We start from the raw sequence: 24,533 nt of genomic DNA, 5'->3' as shown, positions 1-24,533 counted from the left end.
TTTATTGCAAAAGGATTAAGTTGTTGAATACTGGTTATCTACAATTTCGGAATCAACTTTTTGGGTATGTTTAGACGGCGGTCATGTGCTCCTTTTGCAAAGTTGCTTATGTCGTAAGTATTGGCTTTAGACCAATCGCACTCCACACGACCGTCTCCTAATACAATACTTCCTAATTTATTTCTAAACCAGTCAGCCAATTTCCGGTAATCTCCATTCATAGCTATGTTATTCCGCTCCAATGGGTCTACTCTAAGGTCGTACAAAGCAAGTTCGGCTTTTTCGGTAGGGCACTCCAATGCCCATTTTATGTCTTTGTTTAGATCTATTCTGTTCGTTGGTCTAGTTCGCATAGAAAATGAGAAATTTTCACTTCTCATATATGCTCTTGGTCCGACAACTAAATTAATTTCTCCCACAGTATAATCTCGCTTTTCTTTAGGGTCTTTAATAAAATCAAGAAGGTTTAGTCCATCTAGATAATCGTATTCGCTTTTATGAATGTCTATTCCGGCGGTAGAAAGTAGGGTTGGGGCAATATCAACATATTCTATTAATTGTTGACTGATTTTTCCTGCTGGAACCTTGTTTTTGTCAGATGATACCATAATTATGGCTCCATTGGTAGATTGTTTCCAAGGCCCAAATTTGGCCTCTATACCCTGTTCGCCCAACTGCCAACCATGGTCACCTACGGTAAAGACGATTAAGTATTCCTGGTTGTTCTTCTTGCAATATTCTTTAAAGGCTTCAACCGCTTCACCGATCAGGGCATCGCCATAAGCACAAAATGCGTAGTAATCTTGAATGGCCTGCTGCTTTTCGGCATCGGTCATTTGTGACATATTTAAATTTCTATGCAACTGCTTTAGCTGTGGAGTGAATTTTTCCAGCTCATTTTCATCAAATTCAGGCACCTTGTAGGTTTTTTGACGAAATTCATCACGATAGCTTTTTGGTGGTAAAATTGGGGTATGTGGCAGATGAAATCCTAAATTGACCATAAGGGGTTTCTGATTGTTTGCACCTTTTACTTGTTCTCCATAACTGGTAATATAATTTGAATTGCTATTAGAAAGATATTTTTTGAGCTCTTCCACAATTTTCGCATCAACCGTTTGTCCGGCAGGCATAGGATTCTGCCCGCCAATAATCAGGTTTTTGTTATACCTTGTGTATGAACGTAAAATGCCAAGCTCCTTTTCTACTGCTTTACGTTTGGCAATATCTTCATTGGTAATAGCACCCTCCTTTTTGGAAAGGTAGTAACGCTCTGTTCTTCCATCTGCAAATTTCACATGCTCCTGCACACCTTGGTACGCTCCTTTGCCATTAACCAATTTGTAGGGGCTAACGGTCCAAAGGTCACCAACGCCATTTTTTTGCAAACTATGTTTAAAGTGCATCACATAATTGTAGTGACCTGCATCCCTAAAACCCTGCCCTGGTCCCCATTTATAAATGTAGGAACCGGTTTTTCCAAAAACGGCTGTAATGTAACCTTCCTTTTGAAGTGTTTGTGGGAAGGTGGGGTTTACAAAATCTGGGTTTTGATGTGTCTGCTCAAATGCATAATGCCCATTTCTAAATGGATATCTTCCACTAATTATCGAACCTCTAGAAGGGCCGCAAGCGGGGGAATTACAAAAAGCGTTTACAAACATTGTACCCTCCTCTGCTAATTTATCTATGTTGGGCGAGGATACATAGCCTAAAGGGCTTTCACTTTTACCAGTTGTAGCTTGGTTGTACGTTTCAATGGCGTCTGGCCGATGATCGTCCGTTATAATCCATAAGATATTGGGGGCATCTTGTGCTAAAATGCCCGAAGGGAACAGTTGTAAAAATAGAATGCAATAGATGAACTTTTTCATTTTAAAAGAGACAAATTTGTTGGTCTTTTAAAATTAGGAGATGTGGTGAGTTTTTGATAGTCTATATTGGTCAAATATGGTGTTGTATAGAAGATGTATAACTCTGTTTAATGAAAAAAAACATGGATTTAAGGTAGGCAGCGCTATGTGAATTTTTAAGCTCTAGAATTACTACGGTTTATGCAAGCCGTCTATATAGGTCCAATGCCCATTTTCTTTTTTAAAATTTGAGTTTTCGTGAATGACTCCCATTTGCCCGTTTTCTATATAATACGTTTTAAACTCTACAGTACCTTCTGTATCGCTATTAGTTCCTTTTGACGTATGTAAGATTTCTAATTTCACCCAGTTAACGGATTTTGCCCAAGCCTCAATCTTACGCTTTTCGGATTTACTGGGACGCGTTAGACTATGGTGACTTTTTTGCAAGTAATCTATATTAGCAAGTACAAAGGCACTATAGCGTGATCGCATAAGGGTTTCGGCAGTAGCCACACTGCTAATATTTGCGTGAGCTTTTTGACAGCAAACACTGTACATTACATTAGGGTTGCAAGGACATTTCATTTGTAGCTTCTTTAAGACTATGGTTTTACCTTTTAGGAGCTAATATAAATAGACTTGCATACAAATTCTTAAATTAATTAGCACCTAAAATATTTTAGCATCCCTAGCCATTAAATTTTTGAAGAGATATAGTATATTAGTCGGCTACACAAAACACAAACAATAATGAAAAAAATTAAGTTATTACTTTTTTGTCTTCTTATGGGGGCGACTACGATTATCAATGCTCAAGACACTTATGGAGGCTTGGCTTTATATACCTTAAGGGATGATATGGCCTCAGACGCAAAAACTACGCTTAAGGCCGTAGCGGATGCAGGCTATAAATACATTGAAGCCGCAGGTTATAATGACGGAAAGTTCTATGGAATGACCCCTGCGGAATTCAAGAGCACTCTTAAAGAAATGGGTTTAAAGCCAATAAGCAGTCATCAATCAACAGTAACTCTTGAGAATGCAGATGCTATGATAGCGGATGTAAAAGCGGCAGGTTTTAAATATTTTGTTATTCCTATCCCTCCAATGGGACTTTTTACTTTTGAAGAAGAAGGTATGAAAATGGGAATGACCGGAGGTGCTGAAAACTTAGCGAACATTCTTGATGAATTAGGTGCTAAATGTAAAAAAGCAGGATTAAAACTTCTTTATCATAACCATGATTTTGAGTTTAAGGCAGATGATGATGGAGTAGTGGTAATTGATTATCTTTTAGAAAATTGTAACCCTAAGTTGGTGAATTTTCAAATGGATTTATTTTGGGTTACAAAAGCGGGAGCAGACCCAGTAGCTTACTTTAAAAAGTATCCAAAACGGTTTAAGATTTGGCATGTTAAAGATATGAACGAGGAGGGGTGGTTTGCACCCGTAGGAACGGGCAGTATTGATTTTGCTCGGATTCTAGCACAAAAGAAACTCTCAGGTATGAAGTACTATATGGTAGAGCAGGATAAAACCTTTAAAATGGAACCTTTGGAAGCTATTAAAGTAAGTCGTAAGGGCTTGAAAAAATTTGGGTTCCATTAAAAAAACACATACTTTATTTATAGAACCACTGTCATTTGACGGTGGTTTTTTTGTGGCATGTTATTGGGTAAATGTTAAAATTTCTCTCGGCAGGAATTGTTGATAATTTCTTACATCATAATTCTTTGAAAACCATTTGAAGCCATTAATTTTACTTGCTTTTTATACCATGGAAGAACTCAAAGTAGGCGACAAACTATATAACACTAAGCAAGAAGGTTTTAACGATTTTGTGCGATATTCCTTTTCGGAAGTCGTTAAGCTCACCAAAACTTTAGCAGTTTTAAGGAATGGTGTAAAGCTGATTAATCGACCAAAAATATCGTACATAACCGAGAGTATTGGTTATTCGGTCAATCGTCAAAAAGGGGTACATTGGCACTTGGTTTCCATTGAGGCCATACGAAAGGCACAAATAGAAAATGAGAAAATAGCAGCTCACGATTGGTTTGAGAACAAGGAATTTTCGCTAAAGGAAAAACAGTGGATTTATAGGCAGTTCAAAAAGTTGAACGAATCCAATCAATAAGGATTGCCATAGTTTAAATTAGTGTCCGCAGGATTTCATTTTTCCCTTCAGAAGTAGTTCAAATGAAAAAAAGAAAATTAAGTTTTGGTGATGTTCTACTACTGGTTTTTTTATTGCTATTGCTTATCCCGCAGACTAGAAAGCCCATCCAAGTTGCATTGAACCAAATTAAATTACAGTTTTTTTCTCCATCTGTATTAGAAAACGAAGACAGGAAAGTTATACAGCCTTTTAACTACTCGGTAAGAACTTTGGATGGAAAGAATATTACTTTGGGTGTAGGAAAAAATAAGGTAACCTTTATCAGTTATTGGGCAACTTGGTGTCCGCCTTGCATTGCGGAAATGCCCAGTATTCAGAAGTTGTATGATGATTATGGAGATAAGGTCAACTTTATACTGTTAACTAACGAAGAGCCGGAGGTTATAACAAAATTTCTACATAAGAAGGAATTCAATTTACCTGTGTATATTCCCAAAATGAGTGCTCCAGAAGCACTTTTTGAAAAAAGCATACCTACTAATTATATTATTGATAAAGAGGGTACTATAGTGGTTAAAGAAACAGGCTCAACTGACTGGAATTCTAAGAACACTAGGGAGATACTGGAAAATTTACTTCTTGAATAGCGTCTCTCCTAACTTTTAAGCCCTTTGCTTAGTTTTTAGGTGTTCGCCGTAATGCATGAAAAAATTAATCCAGATATTTCTGGATAAACGTAGTACTATGGGTAGAACCAATATCATTTCTATTACAATAACAAAAAAGGTGTTCAGTAGGTCCATATCAAAGATAAAGAAGCAAAGAAACAAGGCTACGCTGGCAAAAGTGAGACCTACGGGATAACTAACATACATAGCTCCATAAAAAAATGAAGGTTCTATTTTGTATTTGGTGTGGCAATGGCCGCAACGCTCCTTCATTTTTAGAGTTTTGGATATTTTATAAGGATTGGCTTCCAGATACATGCTTTCATTTTGGCAAACAGGACAGGTTCCCGTAAATATGCTATACACTTTAGTGCCTTTTAAAAGTTCCATATGCTCTTTCTTAATTTATTTGTAATTAGTTTAAAAGGTTTTATTGCACTTTTAAAACCTTATAATTGTCACTTGTGATAGAGATTGTTCTGTCACCGCACAAATTTAAAGACTTCCCCATGTTATATCCATGCTATATTATCGCAGGTTTTTGTACTTTTAGGACATAATTAAGTCTTATGCAAATTGTACCGGTATTACATATAGAGCAATTCAAAGAAGAAAATGCTTTGGTTGAGTTTTATAGTAATAATTTGTCCAAGCATCTAGAAACAAACAGAAAAATAGTGCACAGGCCACATAAGCACGACTTTTTTCTTTGTGTATTGTTTGAAAAGGGAAATGGCACTCATGAAATAGATTTCAGTTCGTATCCTATAAATGATGGAAGTCTGTTTTTCCTTAAACCGGGCCAAACCCATAGTTGGTCATTCAATGCTCCGCCGCAAGGTTATATTTTCTTTCATACCCAATCATTTTTTGAATTAAGTGTTGCTGATGTAAAGTTGAATCAATTTCCATTCTATTACTCCTATAAGAACCCTCCGCATCTAAATTTATCAACTTCGGAACAGGAGAGAGTAGCAACTAGGTTTAAGGAAATTAATGTAGAATACCAAGGTAGTGGGGTTTACAAAAAGCAAAAGCTTGCCAGTCTTATCAATCTGACTTACATTGATTTGAGTAGGCTGTACGCTTTTGATGTCTCTGAAAGTACACTTTCGTCTACCTATTTAAAAATCCTTTCAGATTTGGAACATGCTATTGAACGCTATTATAAAACTGAAAAAAAAGCACATTTTTATGCAGATAAACTGAATGTTACAACAAAACATTTAAACCGCGTAACACAAACAACCTTAGGAAAAACTACTACTGAACTGATAACGGAACGTATTCTTTTAGAAGCAAAACGACTTATTGTACACTCGGAAAATCCCTTGTCCCGAGTTGCGGAATCATTGGGTTATGAAGATTACGCCTATTTTTCAAGGGTATTTAAGGCAAAGAACCAAACCACCCCTTTAGAGTTTAAGAAACGCTATTTATAGGGAGTTTAAGGTTGATAAAAAGAGAAGCCTAAAACTTCTCAAAAACGCCAAGGCCAAATAAGGCAAAATCATATTTTACCGGGTCGTTGGGGTCTAGTTTGCGTAAATTTTTATCCAGTTCGGCCAGTGCCTTTGCGTCGTTCTGTTTTCTGGTAAGTAATTTTAATTTTCTACCCACATTTCCGGAATGCACATCCAGAGGGCAGGATAATTGACTGGGGGAAATTCGCTCCCAGATGCCAAAATCTACTGAAGTAGCGTTGGAGCGTACCATCCATCGCAAGAACATATTTATACGCTTTGCAGCAGAACCTTTTAAAGGATCACTTACATGCTTTTGCGTGCGTGATGGGTGGGAAAGCTCAAAAAAAACTTTTTTAAAGGCCGATATAGCAAGTTGCATAGATTGCTCTTGGGCATGCTTTGCAAAAACAGCTTCCAATCCGCCATGGTTAACATAAATATTTTGCAAGCTTCGTATAAAATAGCTTAGATCTTCACCATTAAATGTCCGGTGTACGAAGGTCGAGAGCTCTTCATTATTATCCTCAGTATACTCCAAAACGTAATCATAGGGTGAGTTGCCCAGGAGGTCCATTAACTTATTGGCGTTGTTAATGATACTCTTTCTGTTGCCCCAAGCAATGGTTGCCGTAAGAAAAGCACTGATTTCAATATCTTCTTTTCGGGAAAATTTATGAGGAATCTGAATCGGGTCGGTTTCCAAGAATTTTGGGTGTTCATATTCCAATACCTTGGCGTCTAAAAACTGCTTTAGTTCTGTGCGATTCATCAAATATGGATTGAAAGATAAATTCTTAGTGTTCCAAAGTATCAATAACTACTTCTTTGTTAACTATAAGACCGTCTACCATGGTTAGTTTACGGTCTGCCATATCGGCCAATTGCTCGTTGTGGGTAACGATTACAAAGGTCTGTCCAAATTCATCCCGAAGCTCAAAAAACAATTTATGAAGGTTATCCGCACTTTCGGAATCTAAATTTCCACTGGGCTCATCGGCAAAAATAATTGATGGGTCATTTACAAGGGCCCTGGCTACGGCCACACGTTGTTGTTCTCCACCGGAAAGTTCACTGGGCTTATGATTGTAACGGGCAGAAAGTCCTAAAAAATCCAATAATTTTTTAGCCTTTGTTTCAGCTTGGGCCTTTGGTGTTTTTTTAATAAAAGCAGGAATACATACATTTTCCAGAGCTGTAAATTCCGGTAGTAGTTGATGAAACTGAAAAATAAAACCAATATGTTCATTTCTGAACTTGGCCAAGTTTTTATCGGACAATTGCGTTACTTCGGTATCATTTATCAAAAGACTACTATCGGATGGGTTGGATTGCACATCTAACGTTCCCAATATTTGCAGTAAAGTGGTTTTCCCCGCTCCGGAAGCACCCACTATTGAAATGACCTCGCCTTTTTTAATATGAAGATCAACACCTTTAAGCACCTCCAAATCACCGTAAAACTTTTTAATATTATTGGCTTTGATCATATATCGAATCTTGTTCAAGAAATTTATTAATCGTAAAAGTAATGAAAATTGATGTTTACGAACCGATAGAAGGAAAAACCATTTTCTGGTCCAAAAAGATTAAATTGGCGGTTTGGTACAGAAAATCGTACTTTTGTTCACTATTTTTACCATTACAATAAACAAGATAGCTTTATGGCACCCTATAGAAATTTAGAAGAGTACAATTTGGAAATTACCACAGAGGTAAAAGACCGGTTTTCAAAAATTATTGATGGAATAGGGGAGGACGTTACTCGCGAAGGGTTGGTAAAAACACCTGAGAGAGCGGCCAAGGCTATGCTCTTTCTTACGCAGGGCTACCAGCAAGATGCGGTAGAGATACTTAAAGGAGCCATGTTCAAGGAAGATTATGATGATATGGTTATCATAAAGGATATTGAACTTTATTCGCTTTGCGAACATCATATGTTGCCGTTTTTTGGAAAAGCCCACGTAGCTTATATTCCCAATGGTCATATTGTGGGGTTAAGTAAAATTCCGCGTGTGGTAGATGTTTTTGCTCGTCGTTTACAGGTACAGGAGCGTTTAACACATGATATTTTGGAATGTATCAATAATACGTTAAAACCAAAAGGTGTTGCTGTGGTCATTGAAGCGTCGCACATGTGCATGATGATGCGTGGGGTTCAAAAGCAGAATTCGGTTACAACTACCTCTGGATTTAGGGGGCAGTTTGAGAAACAGGAAACTAGGAATGAATTCCTTAAGTTAATCAGTTCGGACCTATCGTAAGAGGCATCTTTTTATCGGCTTCTGCAAAACGGTACTTTTTGGATTGTTTTTTGGCATTCTTATTGCTTTTGATAGTAGGAATAAATACTTTTCATTATGTCAAAAACTAAAGACGATAAATATAAAAAACTACTTCTAGGTTTGCTTTTTGATGGAATTGGCATGCTTTCTTTTGCTATTCCGTTTGTAGGTGAATTTTCGGATATTGTGTGGGCACCACTGGCCGGTTGGCTTATGACCCGCATGTATAAGGGCAAAATTGGGCAGGGCGCCGGACTTATTACTTTTTTGGAAGAAATTGTGCCTGGATTAGATGTAATACCCACTTTTACTTTAATGTGGTTGTATACCTATGTTTTTAAAAAATCCAGTGAAACAGAAACCATAGAGGTAAATGTTTAATTTATCTTAAAAGATAAATAAGGGCCTTGATTCTACGGAACAAGAATGGTCTTAAAAATCTATAGAATTAGTAGGGATTTTCTACAAATCTCATTTCTAGTAGTTTAAGTTGAAGCGCCATGGCGATGCTGGGAAACCCTTTGTTTAAAGGGCTTAGCCTTACTTCTTAATTTTGTTTAAGCTTTATTGTAAATTCACCAACCAAACCCTTAAAAAAAAATTAAATTCATAAAATAGCATAGAGGAGTACATCAAATATCTCTAACTTTGGTTTGAACCCAGACCAAAATTTTATGCAAAGAAGAAAGTTTATTGGAAAAGCTGCACTTGCCTCTCTGGCCAGTATTGTAGGAGCTGATATTGTTTATGGCTCCAAAATGTCAGCTAATTATATTCCGTTAGCTCTACAAGACCCTGATCCATTTAAATTGTTTAATAAGGACAAGGAAATGGTTGTCTTAAATGACAAACCATGGAATATGGAGGCCCAAGCTCATTTATTGGATGATAAGGTTACGCCCAACAAATACATTTTTGTTCGTAACAACGGACTCATACCGGAAGAAATAGATGTAAAAAACTGGACGCTTACTATAGATGGTGAATCCGTTAAACAAAAAAAGACCTATACTTTAGAAGAGCTTAAGTCAAAATTCAAACAACATACATACCAGTTAACGTTGGAATGTGGTGGCAATGGCAGAAGTGAGTTTGATCCACCTGCAAAAGGAAACCAGTGGACGGTTGGTGCGGTATATTGTGCAACTTGGACAGGGATACGACTTAGGGATGTTCTAGAAGATGTGGGAATAAAGGATGATGCCGTTTATTTTGGTTACCACGCGGCAGATATTCATTTGAGTAGGGACCCTTCTAAAGAACCTATATCCAGGGGAGCTCCAATGGCAAAAGCGCTTCAAGATGAAACGATATTGGCGTTTAAGATGAACGGAGAGGATATTCCTTTGGCACATGGTTATCCGCTTCGTGTAATTGCTGGTGGCTGGCCTGCTTCGGTATCCGGTAAGTGGTTGCAACGCATAAGTATTAGAAATATAGTGCACGACGGCACTAAAATGACGGGTACTGCCTACAGGGTGCCTTGTAAACCTGTAGCTCCTGGAGAAAAAGTGGCCGACGAAGATATGTGCATCATAGAGTCTATGCCGGTAAAATCCCTTATTACTTATCCAAAATCCGGAGCAACGATTTCCAAAGGAAAAAAATTAAACATTAGAGGACACGCTTGGGCAGGTGAGTTGGAAGTAGTTAAAATGGAGTATTCCATAGATTTTGGTTCCACTTGGAAAACCTGTAAACTAGAAAAGCCAGTAAATCGCTTAGCATGGCAGCATTTTTCTGCAGAAGTAGACTTTCCTCAAGAAGGTTATTACGAGGTTTGGGCAAAGGCCACGGATTCCAACGGGTTTGCTCAGCCAATGTTATTGCCCGGTTGGAACCCCAAAGGATATTTAAACAATGCATGTCATAGGATAGCCGTAAAAATTGCATAGATGAAAAAGGAAAATCACGACAAACTGAAGCATGAGTTTCGGGGGTTCTACAGAATACTGGTCCTTTCCTGTGTAATCGTAGCTCTTTTTTCCGTAGCCATGGTTTACCTAATGATAGACCCTAATTTAACTTCTTTTAAAAGTAAAAAAACGGATACGGAACTGGTTGCTGTGCCAGTTGATGATGATGACTATGATAAAGTAGAAAATGGGATTCACGTACGAACAGGTTTTATTGATGCTCCAGGGATGATGGAAACCGTTCAAAACTGCACCAATTGTCATTCCGCTAAATTGGTTATGCAGAACCGTATGAACAAAGAAAGGTGGAAGACTACCATAAAATGGATGCAAGAAACCCAAAACCTTTGGGATTTGGGAGCGAACGAAGATGTCATTATTGACTATCTCGTTACCAATTATCCTCCAAAGAAGAAGGGTAGAAGGGAAGTTCTGACCGATATTGATTGGTATGAGTTGAAAGATTAAGTACTTTTTACCGACCAATGTTTGGCAAGCCAGAGAGTAATGGAAAAATACTTTGATGCATTTGTAAATTCCTTTATGGGTACATTAAGTTGGACCTATAAATCTATAGTGTTTGAAGTTCCTTGGTATACCAATTATTTTTATGGTATAATTCTACTTTCACTAATAGTATGGTTTTTGGAAATAGCGTTCCCATGGCGTAAAAATCAAGCTATTTTCAGAAAAGATTTTTGGTTGGATGCGTTCTATATATTTTTTAATTTTTTCTTGTTCACAATTGCTATAAGTGGATTTTATAAGTGTTTGGAATTGCTGTTTTTAGAGTTTAATGTTGCAATAGATTCTTTAGCTCTTATAAACCTATCGGAATGGCCATCTATTTTACAATTGTTCGTATTTTTTGTGCTCTTGGATTTTGTACAGTGGTTTACCCATATGTTACTTCATAGATATGCATTTTTATGGGAGTTTCATAAAGTGCACCACAGTGTAAAGGAAATGGGTTTTGCCGCTCACATGCGATACCATTGGATGGAAAATATTTTTTACAAACCGCTAAAAACATTTGCTGTAATGGTTTTAGGAGGGTTTGAGCCTGAGCAGGCTTATATTGTCCATTTTTTCGCAATTGCCATTGGTCATTTAAATCATGCCAACATCAAATTAACTTGGGGACCATTAAAATATATTTTCAACAATCCTGTAATGCATTTGTACCATCATGCCTATGAGCTTCCTGAAGACAGAAAGAACGGGGTAAATTATGGTATTAGTCTCAGTATGTGGGATTACCTTTTTAAAACCGACTATATTCCTGAAGATAGCGGTCTTGTTCCACTGGGGTATGAAGGTGATACTAAAATGCCTAAAACCTTTCTAGGGCAAATGGTTCATGGGTTTAGGTATAAAAAGAAAAAGCCTTTAGATTGATTGATCTAAAGGCTTTTTTTTGTTTTAATGAAAGTGGCTTACTCTACCGTTACAGTAAAGGTTTGTGCAATATCAGTTTCCCCACCAGCATCGGCCAAAGTACCATCGTTTGGTTTTTTAGGCTCGTGACGCAATGTAATCTGTAAGGTTCCTTGGCCGGCATCACCAGTCATTAGGGTAAAGGAAAGACCAAGTGGGTTTCCATCTTCGTCAGTATCTCCATATGAAGTTGATGTAATAGATCCATCTACATCAAAGAAAAACTGATGCTCATCTGATTCTTCATTTACTTCAGCGGTAATATCCTCTGCAGGTGTTTCCGTTTCGTTCAATAATTCTATGGTACCCGTATAAGTGGTGTTTGCTATTAGATTATCCACTGTAATTACTGGAGGGTTTGGGCCGTCTCCGTCTAAATCTTGAGATTGAAGTGAAGCAGTGTCTCCACCTTCACTTGAAAGGGCCACCTTTATTGTGGTAATTACCTCTTCTTCATCTACGGCATCCGGGTTGTTGTCATCACTAGAACATGATGTCATTACTGATGCCATTAAGCTTAGTGCTAGAACTTTTTTTAATACGTTGTTACTTTTCATAGTTGTTACTTTTTGGTTTAAATTATATTAATAGTTGAAAATTAGGCGCAGGCTTATGTTTCTACCCATATCGTCCACAAAATACCGTTGGCGATTTAAGTAATCGCGATACTTGGTATTCAACAGGTTGGCGGCACTTAAGCCTACGGTTAAATCGTTTGTGTTTTTGAGAGTAAAAGATGCCTCTGTATTTAAAGACAGTAGATGATAAGCATCTGGAGGGGTGTTTATGTCTAAAACCACATTTTCCTGTTGTTGTGGTGAAAACACCTCTATGTTAGGTGGGAACCTAGTTTGCTCAAATACAAATTGGCTCTCTAAGCTCACCAAAAAATTGTTCCATTTAGGATTCGTATAGCTAATACTGTTAGTGAAATTGGCAGCAGGTATGTTTATTAGGGGGATGTCCTTTTCTTTATCTGAACCCTTTACCCAGGCAAACTTATGGTCCGTTCTTATATGGGACGACCAATTGTTGTATAAGGATGCATCAATTCCTACCATTACGGCATTGGTTTGCCGATAACTCCACACAGGGAATGCTCCTCTAATTGTGAATTCAACCCCTGTAGGCTCTAATAATATAAAATCATTAATGTTGTTCAAGTAAGGTGCCAAAGTGTATCCCCATTTGTCCGTGTTTCTTTCCAAAGAGGCTGAGAGCTTGGATGATGTTTCACTTTTGATTCTAAGGTCGCCAAGTTCTATACGAGCAGCGGAATGATGCAAGCCATCACTAAATAGTTCGGATGGGTTGGGAGCTCTTTGTGAAAAAGCGTAATTAAACCGTAAATGGTCTTTTTGGTTAATTTCATAGTGAAAACCTGCCGTACCCGAAAAATTATGATAATCAAATACCGGATTGGTAAGCAACTGGGTTCCTACATCTTCTAGGACTATATCGGCAAAATCTAAATCATAACTTCTTTCTTGCCAACGAGATTCCCTATAGAATTTTTTTGCATCAATCCGACTAAAATCGTAGCGTGCTCCCGCATCTAAGGTCCAATCGGTATTTAGTTCATAGCTTCCAATGGCAAATAATCCAAAATCATATTTATCATAATCAGGAATCAATCTTCTAACTCCGGTATCCGGATTTGCAAAATTGGATTGAAACCTTCCCATGACCCCAACTTTTACATCTAAGCCTTGTTTTGCATCCAACTTTAAGTCGGATAAAACAGAATGTGTGGTTAGTTGGAGGTCTAACGAAGCTTTGTCCGCATCGTCTCCTACGCGAATGTCATACTCAAATCTTCTGTTTTTTTGAAAATCATATTGAACGGTCCATTTTCCAAAACCTTCAAACCTTCTATAGTAATTTAGTTTTGCCAAATGATGGCTTACCTCTTGATTGGGGTGGATTATATTATAAGTGAAATCGTTTACAATACTGGGTGTCTGGCTATTTATGGATAATATTAAATCATCTACATTACCAATATGGGAAGCTCTTAAGATTCCTATTTCAGAATTAAAATAGGAGTAATACCCTTCCCAACCCTGTACAAAATCTCGTTTTCCAATGTTTAGGGAGAATCCACTTTCCCTTATGCCCGTATTGGATAAAAGGTAGTCCGGAGCTTCTAAGTCTCCCAGTTTTTTGTAAGAGCCCTGTGCTTTTATGTAGAGACCGGATTCAAAAGACTTTGTAATGGATGATGTGATATTACCGCCACGACCATTGGAGAAAAGGTTCAGTTGTGTTTTTCCAAATAAAGAATCGGTTCTAATAATGGGTAAGGGTTCTAAAACAATAACCCCACCAATGGCATCACCACCATACTCAATGGCGGCCGCACCTTTAATTACACTGATGTTCTGGTTTGCGTTTACATCTACATTGGGAGCATGTTCTTCTCCCCATTCCATATCTTGCATTCTAACGTTGTTGTTCAGAATCAAGATTCTACTACCATTTAACCCCTGTATAACGGGTTTAACAATGTTGCCACCGGTATTTAAGGTAGATACCCCGGAAATCTTTTTTAGGGCATCACCTAAACTATTTCCACTGTTACGTTCAACATCTTTTTGAGAAAGGGTATTTTCTTGACCGGAGTTTGTGTTTTTGGGTACATTGCCTACCACTTTCACTTCCTTTAGCTCCTCTAAATGATGTTCAAGTCTAATCTCTGAATAGGTATCGCCACTTACGGTAACCACATGAAATTTTGTTGTACATTCTGGGTGAGATATTTCCAATTCCAACACACCATCACAGAGATTTTTAAAGCTGAACTTTCCGTTCTCTCCGGATACAGTGGAAACGTTTTTTCCAGTGATAGAAATAGTTGCGCCACTCAACGGACTGTTGTCATGGAAATCAACTATTTCTCCTAGTAATATTGAATTGCAATCTTGTGCGTAAATAATTGAACTGCAAAAGATTGCGAAAACAAATAAATAATACTTCATATATAAGTTTTGCACGAAAAAGATATCGATTCAGACTATAAATCGATTTATTTTTTAAGGATGTGGCGTTCTAGTTTTGACAAGGAGGAGGCCTGCCAAAACGTGTATACGGAACGTAAAATGAAGAAGTCTTAGAAGAAACTAAAGACGAAATTTTTTTATCCGTATGAATGATCAGGGGTAAAAGAATCAGTACCAAGAAAGTGGGGGCGAAAGTGAATTCAGGATTTTGATTCTGAATGGCCACATCGCAAATACTACAATTTTCTATAGTATCGGCCGGGTCATCTTGGTGAACGTAGACGTGAAAAGAAGTAACCTTAACAAGTATAAGGCTAAACAATACAAATACAGAGAAATATTTAAATATTGAACTCTTCACGGCGCAAAAATACTAAAAGAAGTAGAACTGAGTGTTAAATAAGACCTAACAAAACTATTTAAAATAGAAAACCAAGCCCAATTCTCTTAAGCATCTTTTTTTCAAAGGCCCAAAAGAACTTAAATTGCCCGAACAGCCAGCCATAAATTACCAATAACACTTGATAAAAGGGGAAAATAAGTAGAATTCGTAAAATCCAATAAAGTGTGCTTCCCCACCAAGAATCGGAGAAATTTGCTTGATGTAAGCCAATTAAATTCAAAAAAGGTTTTGCTACATATACGGAAGAAGAGCCGGTAATGGCGAAAACGATAAAGATGATAATCAACTGAAAATTGCTGGTAACGTCCCAGCGCTCTTTTAATTTCTGCATGGTAATTATTGAATTCGGCAAATATACTTTTTATATGCGGGGTACAAAAGGTCCTAAGCGTTGATTGTATTTTCGTTGAAAATAAATGAAGTAGTTGTAAAGTTTGTAATTTAACTCATAACCATAGTCCGTGTGGGGGTCATAGTTAATTTGCAGTTCATAAAGGTCGGGGTTATATCTTAAAGGTTGCATCACTCTTTGGTTATAATTGGTTACAAAAATTTGATTTCGGTTCTCCATATACGATTGCGAATAGAAATTACGGGGTCTGGCTATGCTTTGGAGCCAAAAATTAAAGCCTGGCTCAATAATTATTATTTCGTACTCCGTTTCTTCACTCGCAATTTTTACGGTATCGCCCTCTTTTTGATGAAAAGCTGATTTTTCATCTTCCGAAATAGTAACCGTTTCTTTTGTACTGGAACAACTACTGGCTATTACAGTTGCTACAAGCACGATTGCACTGCATATGGTATGTATTCTTTTCTTTTTCATAACTATTAAGACCTGTTATTCTAATTTACAAAAAAAAGCCGCTTGAATCAACAAGCGGCTTAGGTGTACTATTTTGTTATCAGGATTCTATTTACCAAATAAGCCGCCTAGAAGACCGCCAATACCTCCTTTGTTACCACCAAGCGCCATAGAGGCTACATCATCAAGGATGCTACCGTCTCCATCTGAATCCAAGAAAGATTCTATAAGGGATTGTTGTTGGTTGCCAGCATCACCGCCACCCATAAGACCGCCAAGAAGATTACCTATTCCGTTAGAGTCGCTAACATTTTGTTCTTTGGTTTGCTTGCCCAAATATCCTAAAAGAATAGGGGCCGCTACTTTTAATATGGTAGAAATAGAACCTGCATCCATTCCTGATTTCTGACTTAGTGCATTTTCTACGGTAGCCTGTTTTCCGCCTAAAACGTGACCTAGTATTCCAGCGCCGTCATCCATAACGGATTGGTCAACTCCTCCGTTAAAAAGTCCGCCTAGGTTATCCAAGATGCTACCGTCATGTTTTCCTGATAAAGCACTCATTAACCCTTGTGCTCCTTCTGGTGTTGCTGCATTTTTCTTCATGGCGCCCATTAAGATAGGCAAGGCCATACTTAATACGCTTCCGGTTTGATCGGTAGAATTACCGGTCTGGCCGGCAACACCACTTATTAATTGTTTGCCCATTGGGCTGCCTAGTAGGTCTAATAATCCTGACATAATGTTTAGTGTTTTATAATTGGACAACAATTTACAAAAAAGATTCGGTCAAAACGGAGGAGCTATTAAAAAAGAACCGCTTAATAGTGCAAGAAAACAACAAGCTGATTTAGTATTATATTGTTAAATTACAGTTTGTTATGTGTTTTTATGTAAATTTTTAAATTAAAACTAAACAAGTTTGTGCTCAGATATAAAAAACAAAAAACCTCGTTGTGCAATTATCTGCTCAACGAGGTTTTGATATGGTTATAAAGTAAGGTTACTTTAAAAGTGTGATAATCTGTTCCGCTAATTCCGTTCCTATGCGGTTTTGTGCTTCACCGGTAGCTGCACCAATATGTGGAGTTAATGAAATATTGGGGTGCATAAGAATTCTAATTTCCGGTTTAGGCTCTGATTCGTATACATCAAGCCCTGCAAAAATTACGTTTCCGTTCTCTAGGGCATCAACTAGGGCAACTTCATCAAGAACACCGCCACGGGCAGCATTTATGATACCTACACCCGGTTTCATCATTTCAAACTCATCTTTTCCTAAAATATAGTTCTTTTGTGAAGGCACGTGAAGCGTAATGAAGTCCGATGTGGAAACCAACGTTTCTTTACTTTCCGATTCAAAATCAAAAGTTATGGATTGTCCATCAAAAAAAGGAACTTCAATTGAAGCTTTATCTAGGTTAGGGTCGTGGTAAACAACCTTCATACCAACACCTAGGGCAATTTTTGCGGTTGCTTGGCCAATTCTTCCAAAACCGATTATACCTAAAGTCTTGCCGCGAAGCTCGGTTCCAGACCCGTATGTTTTTTTTAGTTGTTTAAAATTGCTATCCCCTTCAAGTGGCATATTTCTGTTGGCGTCATGCAAATAACGAACTCCTCCAAAAAGGTGTGCAAAAACCAGTTCGGCCACTGAAGATGATGAGGCTGCAGGGGTGTTTATTACGTGCAAACCTTTTTCTTTGGCATGTACCACGTCTATGTTATCCATACCAACACCGCCTCTTCCAATGAGTTTAAGGCTGGGGCAATTATCTATAAGCTCCTTCCTCACCTGGGTGGCACTTCTTACTAATAATCCGGTTATTCCGTTTTCGTTTATGAAATTTTGTAACTGTTGTTGGGCAACCCGTGTAGTTATCACTTCAAAACCAGAGTTTTCAAGCGCTTTTATTCCTGATTGGGCCAATCCGTCATTTGCAAGTATTTTCATTCTATTCGGAAAATTTATTTAGTACTATAGTATATTAAAATAGCGTCCGTTAGCGGTTGGCCAACGGACGAATTCTTATGTTTAATGAATTGGGGCAGGTTACCCTTTTCTTTCCATTTCGCTCATTACATCTACAAGCACGCCTACGCTTTCCAATGAAAGGGCATTGTACATAGATGCTCTGTACCCACCAACTGAACGGTGACCGTTAAGGCCGTTAATACCCGCTTCTTTCCAAAGTGCGTCAAAAGTATCTTTTAATCGATCATCGGCTAAATTGAAAGTAGCATTCATGTTAGAACGATCCTCCTTGTTGGCAAACCCGTTGAAAACAGGGTTTAAATCAATCTCAGAATACAGTAACCGAGCTTTCTTTTCGTTAACTTCTTCAATAGCGGATATCCCTCCTAAATTTTTAAGCCACTCCAATGTTAGCATAGAGGTGTAAACGGCAAATACAGGTGGGGTATTGAACATACTATCCTTTGAAATATGCACTTGGTAATCTAGCATGCTAGGAATCTTTCTGGATACCTTTCCAAGTACATCATCTTTTACGACCACAAGGGTTGTTCCGGCAGGACCCATATTTTTTTGTGCTCCGGCATAAATCAAATCAAACTGAGAAAAATCAAGTTGACGAGAGAAAATATCGGAACTCATATCACATATCAACGGTACATTGGTTCTTGGGAATTCCTTTACCTGGGTTCCAAAAATGGTATTGTTGGAGGTAAGGTGAAGGTAATCTAAGTCGTTAGGAACCGTATATCCTTTGGGAATGTAATTAAAGTTTTTATCCTTTGAAGAGCCAACTTCAATAACATCGCCAAATATTTTGGCTTCCTTAATGGCTTTTTCACTCCAAGTGCCTGTGTTCAGGTATCCCGCTTTGTTCTCTAGAAAGTTATAGGCAACCATAAGAAACTCCATACTGGCACCTCCTTGAAGAAAAAGAGCGGAATAACCTTTTCCTTCTAGACCTAAAAGTTCAAGGGCCAAGCTGCGCGCCTTTTCCATTACTTCTACAAAGTCTTTGCTTCTATGAGATATCTCAATAAGGGAAAGACCGGAACCATTAAAATCCATTAATGCTTCAGAAGATTTCAACAATACTTCTTGAGGTAATATACAGGGGCCGGCACTAAAATTATGTTTTTTCATAAGGTTTGTAAAAAATTAAGAGATAAAGGTCTTGAATTTAAGGGAAACGCAACTCCCTATTAACAAAAATTTCTATTACGTTCTCAACAAGAAATCAACAGTATCTACATTGTCCGCATAGTCTGTCAAAGAAGGTTGTTGAGTGTTTCCAAAAGCAATTTCAGAGTCAATAATGCCTTCGCCTACAATACATTGTAACTCGTTCGTATCTTGTGATAGCCGTTCTTTTAAATTGTCTAGACTGTCATAACGCTCATAAAATAAGGAGGCAATAGGGGAGCTATAACTCTTATCCTCTTTTAAAATGAGGAAACCATTGTCCAGTATTTTAAATTCGGACATCAGGTAAACTGCTTTATTGTAATCATAATTGTTGGCATATTTTACGTGCTCAATTATCGGATGATAGGAATAGACAGCCTCAAAAAGCGTAGCGAAATCATAGTTTTCGGGCACAAAAACTTTGCTAACACTGCGGCATCCCAACCCGTAATACCTAAAAATATCTTCACCTAGGGCGTTGATTTGCTCTTTAGATTCCCTTCCTGTCAGAACGGCTATGGAGTTTCTGTTTTTTCTAATAATATTGGGCACTTTGCTAAAGTAGTGCTCAAAATAGCGAGAAGTGTTGTTGCTACCTGTGGCTATAACGGCATCAAAGCCTTCCATTTTACCATCTGAAATTTCAATCGTATCTTTAAGTAAAGGTTCAATTGAAATAAGATAATCTTTTATAAATAAAATAAGTGCATTGTCATTTGAAGATAATTTGGCAAGCACTTTATTGCCCGTAATTAGAACGGACATAAAATCATGAAAACCAACCAGTGGAATATTACCTGCCATAATAAGCGCTACTTTTTTAGGCTTGTTTTTGTCCAGGTCGTAAGGCTTAAGCCAATCGGAAAGTTTTTCTTCCGTTAAGAGTTGCCCCCAGCTTTCCAACGCATGGATTACGTTCTCGCGGGTAAACCAACCATTTTTATGTTTGGACAGCGCAATGGCCTCCTCTAATTTTTGAGACCATTCGTCATTTGGTGTTTCCAATGTAACAAACTCTCTAAGAAAGTGGCCCAGTTTAACAAATGCAATAAAAGTTTTATGATGGTCGTTCATATATTTGTTCAAAATTGTATTCCGAAGTACCTTTGTGCAAAAGTAAGAATACTGAATTGATTTTTCTTTTTGAATACGAAATGAAAATATAACGAACAGCTTTTAGACCTGTTCAGCTTAAATTGAATAATATGGCAATAGTTATAACGGATGAATGTATTAATTGTGGAGCTTGCGAGCCGGAATGTCCGAATACTGCAATTTATGAAGGAGCCGATGAATGGCGCTATAATGACGGGACTTCTCTAGAGGGCGATGTAGTGCTTCCTGATGGGAAAGCGGTAAACGCTGATGAAGTTCAAGAACCGATCAGTGATGAGATATATTACATTGCACCTGATAAATGTACGGAATGTATGGGCTTTCATGAAGAACCCCAATGTGCCGCAGTATGTCCTGTAGACTGTTGTGTGCCGGATGAGGACCATGTAGAGTCTGAAGAGACCCTTTTGGCCAAGCAAAAATTCATGCACCCAGATGGTTAATATGTAAAAACGTATTGGTCTTAGGATCGTAAATGAAAACCCGGACTATGTCCGGGTTTTTTGTTTCTTAACTTTTGGGGTCTATATATGGCTTTATACGTTATCTTTGCATCCTGAAAAAGAAAAAATAAAAGACCGAACAAATCCATAGCGTCTAAAATTTAACGTTAAAATACATGAAAGCAGGTATAGTAGGGTTGCCAAACGTAGGAAAATCAACCCTTTTTAATTGTCTCTCCAACGCCAAGGCACAAAGTGCCAATTTCCCCTTTTGTACTATAGAGCCTAATATAGGTGTTGTAAATGTACCCGACTCTAGATTACAGAAATTAGAGTCCTTAGTAGATCCAGAGCGCGTTCTACCGGCAACTGTAGAAATTGTGGATATTGCCGGTTTGGTAAAAGGAGCGAGTAAAGGCGAAGGGTTGGGAAACCAGTTTCTGGGAAACATTCGTGAAACCGATGCTATTCTTCATGTATTACGTTGTTTTAACGATGATAATATTGTTCATGTAGATGGTTCCGTAGACCCTATTAGGGATAAAGAAACCATAGATATGGAGCTGCAGTTAAAAGACCTTGAAACTGTTGAGAAGAAATTAGATAAGGTAAAACGCGCTGCAAAAACCGGAAATAAAGAAGCACAAAAGGAAGAAGCTGTTCTTTTAAAGTTAAAAGAAGGCTTAGAAGCCGGAACTTCTGTACGGGCTATAGATATTTCTGATGATGAAAGAGATGAATTTGTAAAACCATTACAATTCATAACGGACAAGCCCGTAATGTACGTTTGCAACGTAGACGAAGGTGCTGCCGCTACAGGAAACGATTATGTGGAAAAAGTAAAAGCTGCCGTTGCCCAAGAAAATGCAGAGGTAATTGTGTTGGCCGTAGGAACAGAGGCGGATATTACCGAATTGGAAACCTATGAAGAACGCCAAATGTTTTTAGAAGACCTTGGGTTGGACGAGCCAGGTTCTGCCAAGTTAATACGTGGAGCTTATAAGTTACTGAATTTGGAAACTTATTTTACCGCTGGCGTTAAGGAAGTCCGTGCATGGACCATTCCTGTTGGCGCAACCGCTCCTCAGGCCGCTGGTGTTATTCATACCGATTTTGAAAAAGGATTTATTCGTGCGGAAGTTATTGCGTATAATGACTACGTACAGTATGGTAGTGAAGCAAAAGTAAAAGAAGCCGGTAAAATGCGTGTTGAAGGTAAGGAGTACATCGTTAAAGATGGCGATGTCATGCACTTTAGGTTCAACGTATAGTTTTAGGACATTAAGAAATAATGTTGCCAATCCTTTAGGGGCAGCAATGATTTTAAGACCACATGGGTATGCCTTATGTGGTCTTTATCAATTTTAGAAGATAACAGAACTTCTTGTTTATAAAAGAAATCAACATCATTTTAGGATAAGCCTATTTATGGTTAAATTCACGACTCTAAAAAACACTCTAGTACATTGAAGAATTTTATAGATGAATTGAACGATGCCCAAAGAGCACCGGTTCTACATAAAGATGGGCCGTTAATGGTTATTGCAGGAGCTGGGTCCGGTAAAACAAGGGTGCTTACCTTTAGGATTGCTTATTTAATGCAGCAAGGGGTAGACCCCTTTAATATTTTGGCGCTTACCTTTACCAATAAGGCGGCACGTGAAATGAAGGAGCGTATTGCTAAAATTGCAGGTAGATCGGAGACCAAGAACCTTTGGATGGGAACGTTTCATTCCGTTTTTGCCAAATTGCTACGGTATGATGGGGACAAACTTGGCTTTCCAAGTAATTTCACGATTTATGATACTCAGGATTCACAGCGTTTGTTGGCTTCCATTATTAAGGAAATGGGACTAGACAAGGATATCTATAAATACAAACAAGTACAGAACCGCATATCTTCCTTTAAAAATAGCTTGATTACGGTTAAGGCGTATCTAAACGACCCAGATTTAGTAGAGGCCGATGCTATGGCCAAACGCCCAAGAATGGGGGAGATATACCAAAATTATGTAGACCGGTGCTTTAAGGCCGGTGCAATGGATTTTGATGACCTTTTACTCCGTACCAATGAACTTTTAAACCGTTTTCCAGAGGTTTTGGCCAAGTACCAAGACCGTTTCCGGTATATTTTGGTAGATGAGTACCAAGATACCAACCATTCGCAATATTTAATTGTAAAGGCTCTTGCAGATCGCTATCATAATATCTGTGTGGTAGGGGATGATGCGCAGAGTATTTATTCTTTCCGTGGAGCGAACATTAGCAATATCCTGAATTTTCAGAAAGATTATGATAATGTGGGTATGTACCGTCTTGAGCAAAATTACCGCTCTACCCGGAATATTGTAAACGCTGCCAACTCCATTATTGCTAACAATAAAGAGCAGTTAGAAAAAGTAGTTTGGACTTCCAATGATGATGGGGGTAGCATAAAAATACATAGGAGTACTACGGATGCCGAAGAAGGCAGGTTCGTGGCAGGTTCCATTTGGGACCATAAGATGAACGAACAATTGGGTAATGGTGAATTTGCGGTACTTTACCGTACCAACTCCCAATCCAGGGCTATTGAAGATGCTTTGAGAAAACGGGATATTCCGTACCGTATCTATGGCGGACTGTCATTCTATCAAAGAAAAGAGATTAAGGATGTATTAAGTTACCTGCGTTTAGTCATAAACCCTAAAGATGAGGAAGCTCTTAAGCGAATCATTAATTTTCCGGCAAGAGGTATTGGGCAAACCACTTTGGACAAATTGACCGTTGCCGCCAATCATTACAACCGGTCTATTTTTGAGGTAATCCAGAATTTGGACAAAATCAATTTAAAGATCAATGCGGGTACGCAAAGAAAGCTTCAGGATTTTACGACCATGATTCAAAGTTTTCAAATCATGAACGAAACCACCGATGCTTTCGTTCTGGCCGAACATGTTGCCAAAAAGTCCGGTCTCCTTTTGGAGTTTAAAAAGGACGGGACGCCGGAAGGTATTGGTAAGATGGAGAATATAGAAGAGCTTTTGAACGGTATAAAGGATTTTGTTGAAGGGCAAAAAGAAATTGCCGATGCCACGGGAAGTATAAGTGAGTTTCTAGAGGATGTAGCCTTGGCTACAGATTTGGACAATGATAAAGGTGATGATGACCGTGTGGCCCTAATGACAATTCACCTAGCTAAGGGGCTTGAGTTCCCGTATGTATATATAGTTGGGATGGAAGAGGACCTTTTTCCTTCCGGTATGAGTATGAATACCCGTAGTGAGCTAGAGGAGGAGCGAAGGTTGTTTTATGTAGCACTTACGCGTGCCGAAAAGCAAGCCTACCTAACCTATACACAGAACCGATATAGATGGGGGAAATTAATAGATGCGGAACCAAGCCGTTTTCTTGAGGAGATTGATGAGAAATATGTAGAAAACCTTACTCCAATAGATACGGGTTATAGGTATAAACCTCTGGTGGACAGTGATATTTTTGGTGAAGTTGACAAAAGTAAGTTACGGCAGGTTAAACCTGTGGGGGGTACACCTCCTAGCCGGAAAGGGCCTAATGAAAGTCAGCTTAAGAAGTTAAGAAAGTTAAAACCGGAACTAGCTACGCCTGTAGGCAATACAAATTCGGTAGATCCTAATTTAGCCGAAGGCAGTATTGTTAACCATACGCGTTTTGGTCAAGGTAAAGTGTTAAAGATTGAAGGAATGGGTAATGACCGAAAAGCTGAAATACAGTTTGTAAAAGGAGATATAAAAAAATTGTTGCTTCGCTTTGCTAAGTTGGAGGTGGTAGGTTAATTCTTAATCATTTTTCGATAATTGAGATTAAATCCCCTGAGGTAATTTAGAATAAATAGGAAAGCCCTA

The 24,533-nt window shown here is 38.2% G+C and carries 26 protein-coding genes; 12 read left to right on the top strand and 14 right to left on the bottom strand.

Going from position 1 to position 24,533, the window contains the following annotated elements:
- Positions 1-38 precede the first annotated feature (38 nt).
- Entirely contained in the window at positions 39-1,874 is a 1,836-nt protein-coding gene (locus SJY45_RS04335) for a sulfatase-like hydrolase/transferase (protein ID WP_400073408.1), read from the bottom strand.
- 171 nt (positions 1,875-2,045) lie between these two features.
- Positions 2,046-2,441, bottom strand: a complete 396-nt coding sequence (locus SJY45_RS04330; RefSeq protein WP_400073407.1) for a YchJ family protein — start codon at positions 2,439-2,441, stop codon at positions 2,046-2,048.
- A 165-nt stretch (positions 2,442-2,606) separates the two neighbouring features.
- Here SJY45_RS04330 and SJY45_RS04325 point away from each other — a divergent pair, with 165 nt between their 5' ends.
- The 3 genes from SJY45_RS04325 (at position 2,607) to SJY45_RS04315 (ending at position 4,622) form a co-directional block, all read left to right on the top strand.
- On the top strand, positions 2,607-3,464 hold the full coding sequence (locus SJY45_RS04325) for a sugar phosphate isomerase/epimerase (RefSeq protein WP_303407197.1): 858 nt from the start codon (positions 2,607-2,609) through the stop codon (positions 3,462-3,464).
- 169 nt (positions 3,465-3,633) lie between these two features.
- A complete protein-coding gene (locus SJY45_RS04320) occupies positions 3,634-3,993 on the top strand; it encodes a pyruvate kinase (protein WP_215440530.1) in 360 nt (119 codons plus the stop codon).
- A 62-nt stretch (positions 3,994-4,055) separates the two neighbouring features.
- Complete coding sequence (locus SJY45_RS04315; protein ID WP_400073406.1) at positions 4,056-4,622, top strand: TlpA family protein disulfide reductase; 567 nt, start codon at positions 4,056-4,058, stop codon at positions 4,620-4,622.
- A gap of 15 nt (positions 4,623-4,637) precedes the next feature.
- Here the strand turns inward: SJY45_RS04315 and SJY45_RS04310 are convergent, their stop codons facing one another.
- Entirely contained in the window at positions 4,638-5,033 is a 396-nt protein-coding gene (locus tag SJY45_RS04310; RefSeq protein ID WP_400073405.1) for a DUF983 domain-containing protein, read from the bottom strand.
- A gap of 179 nt (positions 5,034-5,212) precedes the next feature.
- On the opposite strand from SJY45_RS04310, the gene SJY45_RS04305 reads away from it, so the two are divergent.
- Positions 5,213-6,085, top strand: a complete 873-nt coding sequence (locus tag SJY45_RS04305) for an AraC family transcriptional regulator (protein WP_400073404.1) — start codon at positions 5,213-5,215, stop codon at positions 6,083-6,085.
- A gap of 28 nt (positions 6,086-6,113) precedes the next feature.
- On the opposite strand, the gene SJY45_RS04300 is transcribed toward SJY45_RS04305, so the two are convergent.
- Together SJY45_RS04300 and SJY45_RS04295 are read right to left on the bottom strand one after the other, a co-directional pair.
- Entirely contained in the window at positions 6,114-6,878 is a 765-nt protein-coding gene (locus SJY45_RS04300) for a TIGR02757 family protein (RefSeq protein WP_215912290.1), read from the bottom strand.
- Between the two features lie 25 nt (positions 6,879-6,903).
- Entirely contained in the window at positions 6,904-7,596 is a 693-nt protein-coding gene (locus SJY45_RS04295) for an ABC transporter ATP-binding protein (protein WP_400073403.1), read from the bottom strand.
- A gap of 174 nt (positions 7,597-7,770) precedes the next feature.
- On the opposite strand from SJY45_RS04295, the gene folE reads away from it, so the two are divergent.
- The 5 genes from folE (at position 7,771) to SJY45_RS04270 (ending at position 11,705) form a co-directional block, all read left to right on the top strand.
- Positions 7,771-8,370, top strand: coding sequence for a GTP cyclohydrolase I FolE (folE, locus tag SJY45_RS04290; protein ID WP_215440519.1), 600 nt, complete (start codon positions 7,771-7,773; stop codon positions 8,368-8,370).
- Between the two features lie 96 nt (positions 8,371-8,466).
- Positions 8,467-8,772, top strand: a complete 306-nt coding sequence (locus SJY45_RS04285; RefSeq protein WP_289039406.1) for a hypothetical protein — start codon at positions 8,467-8,469, stop codon at positions 8,770-8,772.
- A 293-nt stretch (positions 8,773-9,065) separates the two neighbouring features.
- Entirely contained in the window at positions 9,066-10,286 is a 1,221-nt protein-coding gene (locus SJY45_RS04280; protein ID WP_400073402.1) for a sulfite oxidase, read from the top strand.
- Complete coding sequence (locus SJY45_RS04275; RefSeq protein ID WP_400073401.1) at positions 10,287-10,775, top strand: monoheme cytochrome C; 489 nt, start codon at positions 10,287-10,289, stop codon at positions 10,773-10,775.
- 39 nt (positions 10,776-10,814) lie between these two features.
- On the top strand, positions 10,815-11,705 hold the full coding sequence (locus SJY45_RS04270) for a sterol desaturase family protein (protein ID WP_400073400.1): 891 nt from the start codon (positions 10,815-10,817) through the stop codon (positions 11,703-11,705).
- A 38-nt stretch (positions 11,706-11,743) separates the two neighbouring features.
- Here the strand turns inward: SJY45_RS04270 and SJY45_RS04265 are convergent, their stop codons facing one another.
- From SJY45_RS04265 to SJY45_RS04225, 9 genes are all read right to left on the bottom strand, one after another.
- Positions 11,744-12,301, bottom strand: a complete 558-nt coding sequence (locus SJY45_RS04265) for a type 1 periplasmic binding fold superfamily protein (protein WP_400073399.1) — start codon at positions 12,299-12,301, stop codon at positions 11,744-11,746.
- Positions 12,302-12,328: 27 nt separating this feature from the next.
- Complete coding sequence (locus SJY45_RS04260; protein ID WP_400073398.1) at positions 12,329-14,722, bottom strand: TonB-dependent receptor; 2,394 nt, start codon at positions 14,720-14,722, stop codon at positions 12,329-12,331.
- Positions 14,723-14,792: 70 nt separating this feature from the next.
- Positions 14,793-15,104 (bottom strand): hypothetical protein, encoded by a 312-nt coding sequence (locus SJY45_RS04255; RefSeq protein ID WP_400073397.1) that lies wholly within the window; start codon positions 15,102-15,104, stop codon positions 14,793-14,795.
- 58 nt (positions 15,105-15,162) lie between these two features.
- Complete coding sequence (locus SJY45_RS04250; RefSeq protein ID WP_215440508.1) at positions 15,163-15,477, bottom strand: DUF6787 family protein; 315 nt, start codon at positions 15,475-15,477, stop codon at positions 15,163-15,165.
- Positions 15,478-15,507: 30 nt separating this feature from the next.
- A complete protein-coding gene (locus SJY45_RS04245) occupies positions 15,508-15,972 on the bottom strand; it encodes a DUF6146 family protein (RefSeq protein ID WP_400073396.1) in 465 nt (154 codons plus the stop codon).
- Positions 15,973-16,059: 87 nt separating this feature from the next.
- Positions 16,060-16,692 carry a DUF937 domain-containing protein gene (locus SJY45_RS04240; RefSeq protein WP_289062593.1) on the bottom strand — a complete coding sequence of 211 codons (633 nt, stop codon included), beginning with the start codon at positions 16,690-16,692 and terminating at the stop codon, positions 16,060-16,062.
- Positions 16,693-16,954: 262 nt separating this feature from the next.
- Positions 16,955-17,905 carry a D-2-hydroxyacid dehydrogenase gene (locus SJY45_RS04235; RefSeq protein ID WP_400073395.1) on the bottom strand — a complete coding sequence of 317 codons (951 nt, stop codon included), beginning with the start codon at positions 17,903-17,905 and terminating at the stop codon, positions 16,955-16,957.
- A 99-nt stretch (positions 17,906-18,004) separates the two neighbouring features.
- Positions 18,005-19,069, bottom strand: coding sequence for a 3-phosphoserine/phosphohydroxythreonine transaminase (gene serC, locus SJY45_RS04230; protein ID WP_215440501.1), 1,065 nt, complete (start codon positions 19,067-19,069; stop codon positions 18,005-18,007).
- Between the two features lie 75 nt (positions 19,070-19,144).
- Positions 19,145-20,185: an acyl-CoA reductase gene (locus tag SJY45_RS04225; protein ID WP_400073394.1), complete on the bottom strand. Its 1,041-nt coding sequence runs from the start codon at positions 20,183-20,185 to the stop codon at positions 19,145-19,147.
- A 131-nt stretch (positions 20,186-20,316) separates the two neighbouring features.
- On the opposite strand from SJY45_RS04225, the gene SJY45_RS04220 reads away from it, so the two are divergent.
- From SJY45_RS04220 to SJY45_RS04210, 3 genes are all read left to right on the top strand, one after another.
- Positions 20,317-20,670, top strand: a complete 354-nt coding sequence (locus SJY45_RS04220; protein WP_215440497.1) for a 4Fe-4S dicluster domain-containing protein — start codon at positions 20,317-20,319, stop codon at positions 20,668-20,670.
- 176 nt (positions 20,671-20,846) lie between these two features.
- Positions 20,847-21,941 carry a redox-regulated ATPase YchF gene (gene ychF, locus SJY45_RS04215; protein WP_215912301.1) on the top strand — a complete coding sequence of 365 codons (1,095 nt, stop codon included), beginning with the start codon at positions 20,847-20,849 and terminating at the stop codon, positions 21,939-21,941.
- Positions 21,942-22,136: 195 nt separating this feature from the next.
- Positions 22,137-24,464 carry an ATP-dependent helicase gene (locus tag SJY45_RS04210; protein ID WP_400073393.1) on the top strand — a complete coding sequence of 776 codons (2,328 nt, stop codon included), beginning with the start codon at positions 22,137-22,139 and terminating at the stop codon, positions 24,462-24,464.
- Positions 24,465-24,533: the final 69 nt, after the last annotated feature.

This window comes from Zobellia russellii, assembly GCF_044597075.1.
GTDB classification, from domain to species: domain Bacteria; phylum Bacteroidota; class Bacteroidia; order Flavobacteriales; family Flavobacteriaceae; genus Zobellia; species Zobellia russellii.
This window is presented reverse-complemented; position numbering and strand designations above follow the sequence as displayed.

Excerpts from the sequence above, each read along its gene's own strand:
- SJY45_RS04265 (WP_400073399.1), bottom strand. The coding sequence starts at position 12,301 with ATGAAAAGTAACAACGTATTAAAAAAAGTTCTAGCACTAAGCTTAATG.
- SJY45_RS04235 (WP_400073395.1), bottom strand. The coding sequence starts at position 17,905 with ATGAAAATACTTGCAAATGACGGATTGGCCCAATCAGGAATAAAAGCG.
- SJY45_RS04300 (WP_215912290.1), bottom strand. The coding sequence starts at position 6,878 with ATGAATCGCACAGAACTAAAGCAGTTTTTAGACGCCAAGGTATTGGAA.
- ychF (WP_215912301.1), top strand. The coding sequence starts at position 20,847 with ATGAAAGCAGGTATAGTAGGGTTGCCAAACGTAGGAAAATCAACCCTT.
- SJY45_RS04260 (WP_400073398.1), bottom strand. The coding sequence starts at position 14,722 with ATGAAGTATTATTTATTTGTTTTCGCAATCTTTTGCAGTTCAATTATT.
- SJY45_RS04315 (WP_400073406.1), top strand. The coding sequence starts at position 4,056 with ATGAAAAAAAGAAAATTAAGTTTTGGTGATGTTCTACTACTGGTTTTT.
- SJY45_RS04240 (WP_289062593.1), bottom strand. The coding sequence starts at position 16,692 with ATGTCAGGATTATTAGACCTACTAGGCAGCCCAATGGGCAAACAATTA.
- SJY45_RS04325 (WP_303407197.1), top strand. The coding sequence starts at position 2,607 with ATGAAAAAAATTAAGTTATTACTTTTTTGTCTTCTTATGGGGGCGACT.
- SJY45_RS04305 (WP_400073404.1), top strand. The coding sequence starts at position 5,213 with ATGCAAATTGTACCGGTATTACATATAGAGCAATTCAAAGAAGAAAAT.
- SJY45_RS04275 (WP_400073401.1), top strand. The coding sequence starts at position 10,287 with ATGAAAAAGGAAAATCACGACAAACTGAAGCATGAGTTTCGGGGGTTC.
- folE (WP_215440519.1), top strand. The coding sequence starts at position 7,771 with ATGGCACCCTATAGAAATTTAGAAGAGTACAATTTGGAAATTACCACA.
- SJY45_RS04330 (WP_400073407.1), bottom strand. The coding sequence starts at position 2,441 with ATGAAATGTCCTTGCAACCCTAATGTAATGTACAGTGTTTGCTGTCAA.
- SJY45_RS04280 (WP_400073402.1), top strand. The coding sequence starts at position 9,066 with ATGCAAAGAAGAAAGTTTATTGGAAAAGCTGCACTTGCCTCTCTGGCC.
- SJY45_RS04225 (WP_400073394.1), bottom strand. The coding sequence starts at position 20,185 with ATGAACGACCATCATAAAACTTTTATTGCATTTGTTAAACTGGGCCAC.
- SJY45_RS04310 (WP_400073405.1), bottom strand. The coding sequence starts at position 5,033 with ATGGAACTTTTAAAAGGCACTAAAGTGTATAGCATATTTACGGGAACC.
- SJY45_RS04335 (WP_400073408.1), bottom strand. The coding sequence starts at position 1,874 with ATGAAAAAGTTCATCTATTGCATTCTATTTTTACAACTGTTCCCTTCG.
- SJY45_RS04320 (WP_215440530.1), top strand. The coding sequence starts at position 3,634 with ATGGAAGAACTCAAAGTAGGCGACAAACTATATAACACTAAGCAAGAA.
- SJY45_RS04285 (WP_289039406.1), top strand. The coding sequence starts at position 8,467 with ATGTCAAAAACTAAAGACGATAAATATAAAAAACTACTTCTAGGTTTG.
- serC (WP_215440501.1), bottom strand. The coding sequence starts at position 19,069 with ATGAAAAAACATAATTTTAGTGCCGGCCCCTGTATATTACCTCAAGAA.
- SJY45_RS04250 (WP_215440508.1), bottom strand. The coding sequence starts at position 15,477 with ATGCAGAAATTAAAAGAGCGCTGGGACGTTACCAGCAATTTTCAGTTG.
- SJY45_RS04220 (WP_215440497.1), top strand. The coding sequence starts at position 20,317 with ATGGCAATAGTTATAACGGATGAATGTATTAATTGTGGAGCTTGCGAG.
- SJY45_RS04245 (WP_400073396.1), bottom strand. The coding sequence starts at position 15,972 with ATGAAAAAGAAAAGAATACATACCATATGCAGTGCAATCGTGCTTGTA.
- SJY45_RS04295 (WP_400073403.1), bottom strand. The coding sequence starts at position 7,596 with ATGATCAAAGCCAATAATATTAAAAAGTTTTACGGTGATTTGGAGGTG.
- SJY45_RS04270 (WP_400073400.1), top strand. The coding sequence starts at position 10,815 with ATGGAAAAATACTTTGATGCATTTGTAAATTCCTTTATGGGTACATTA.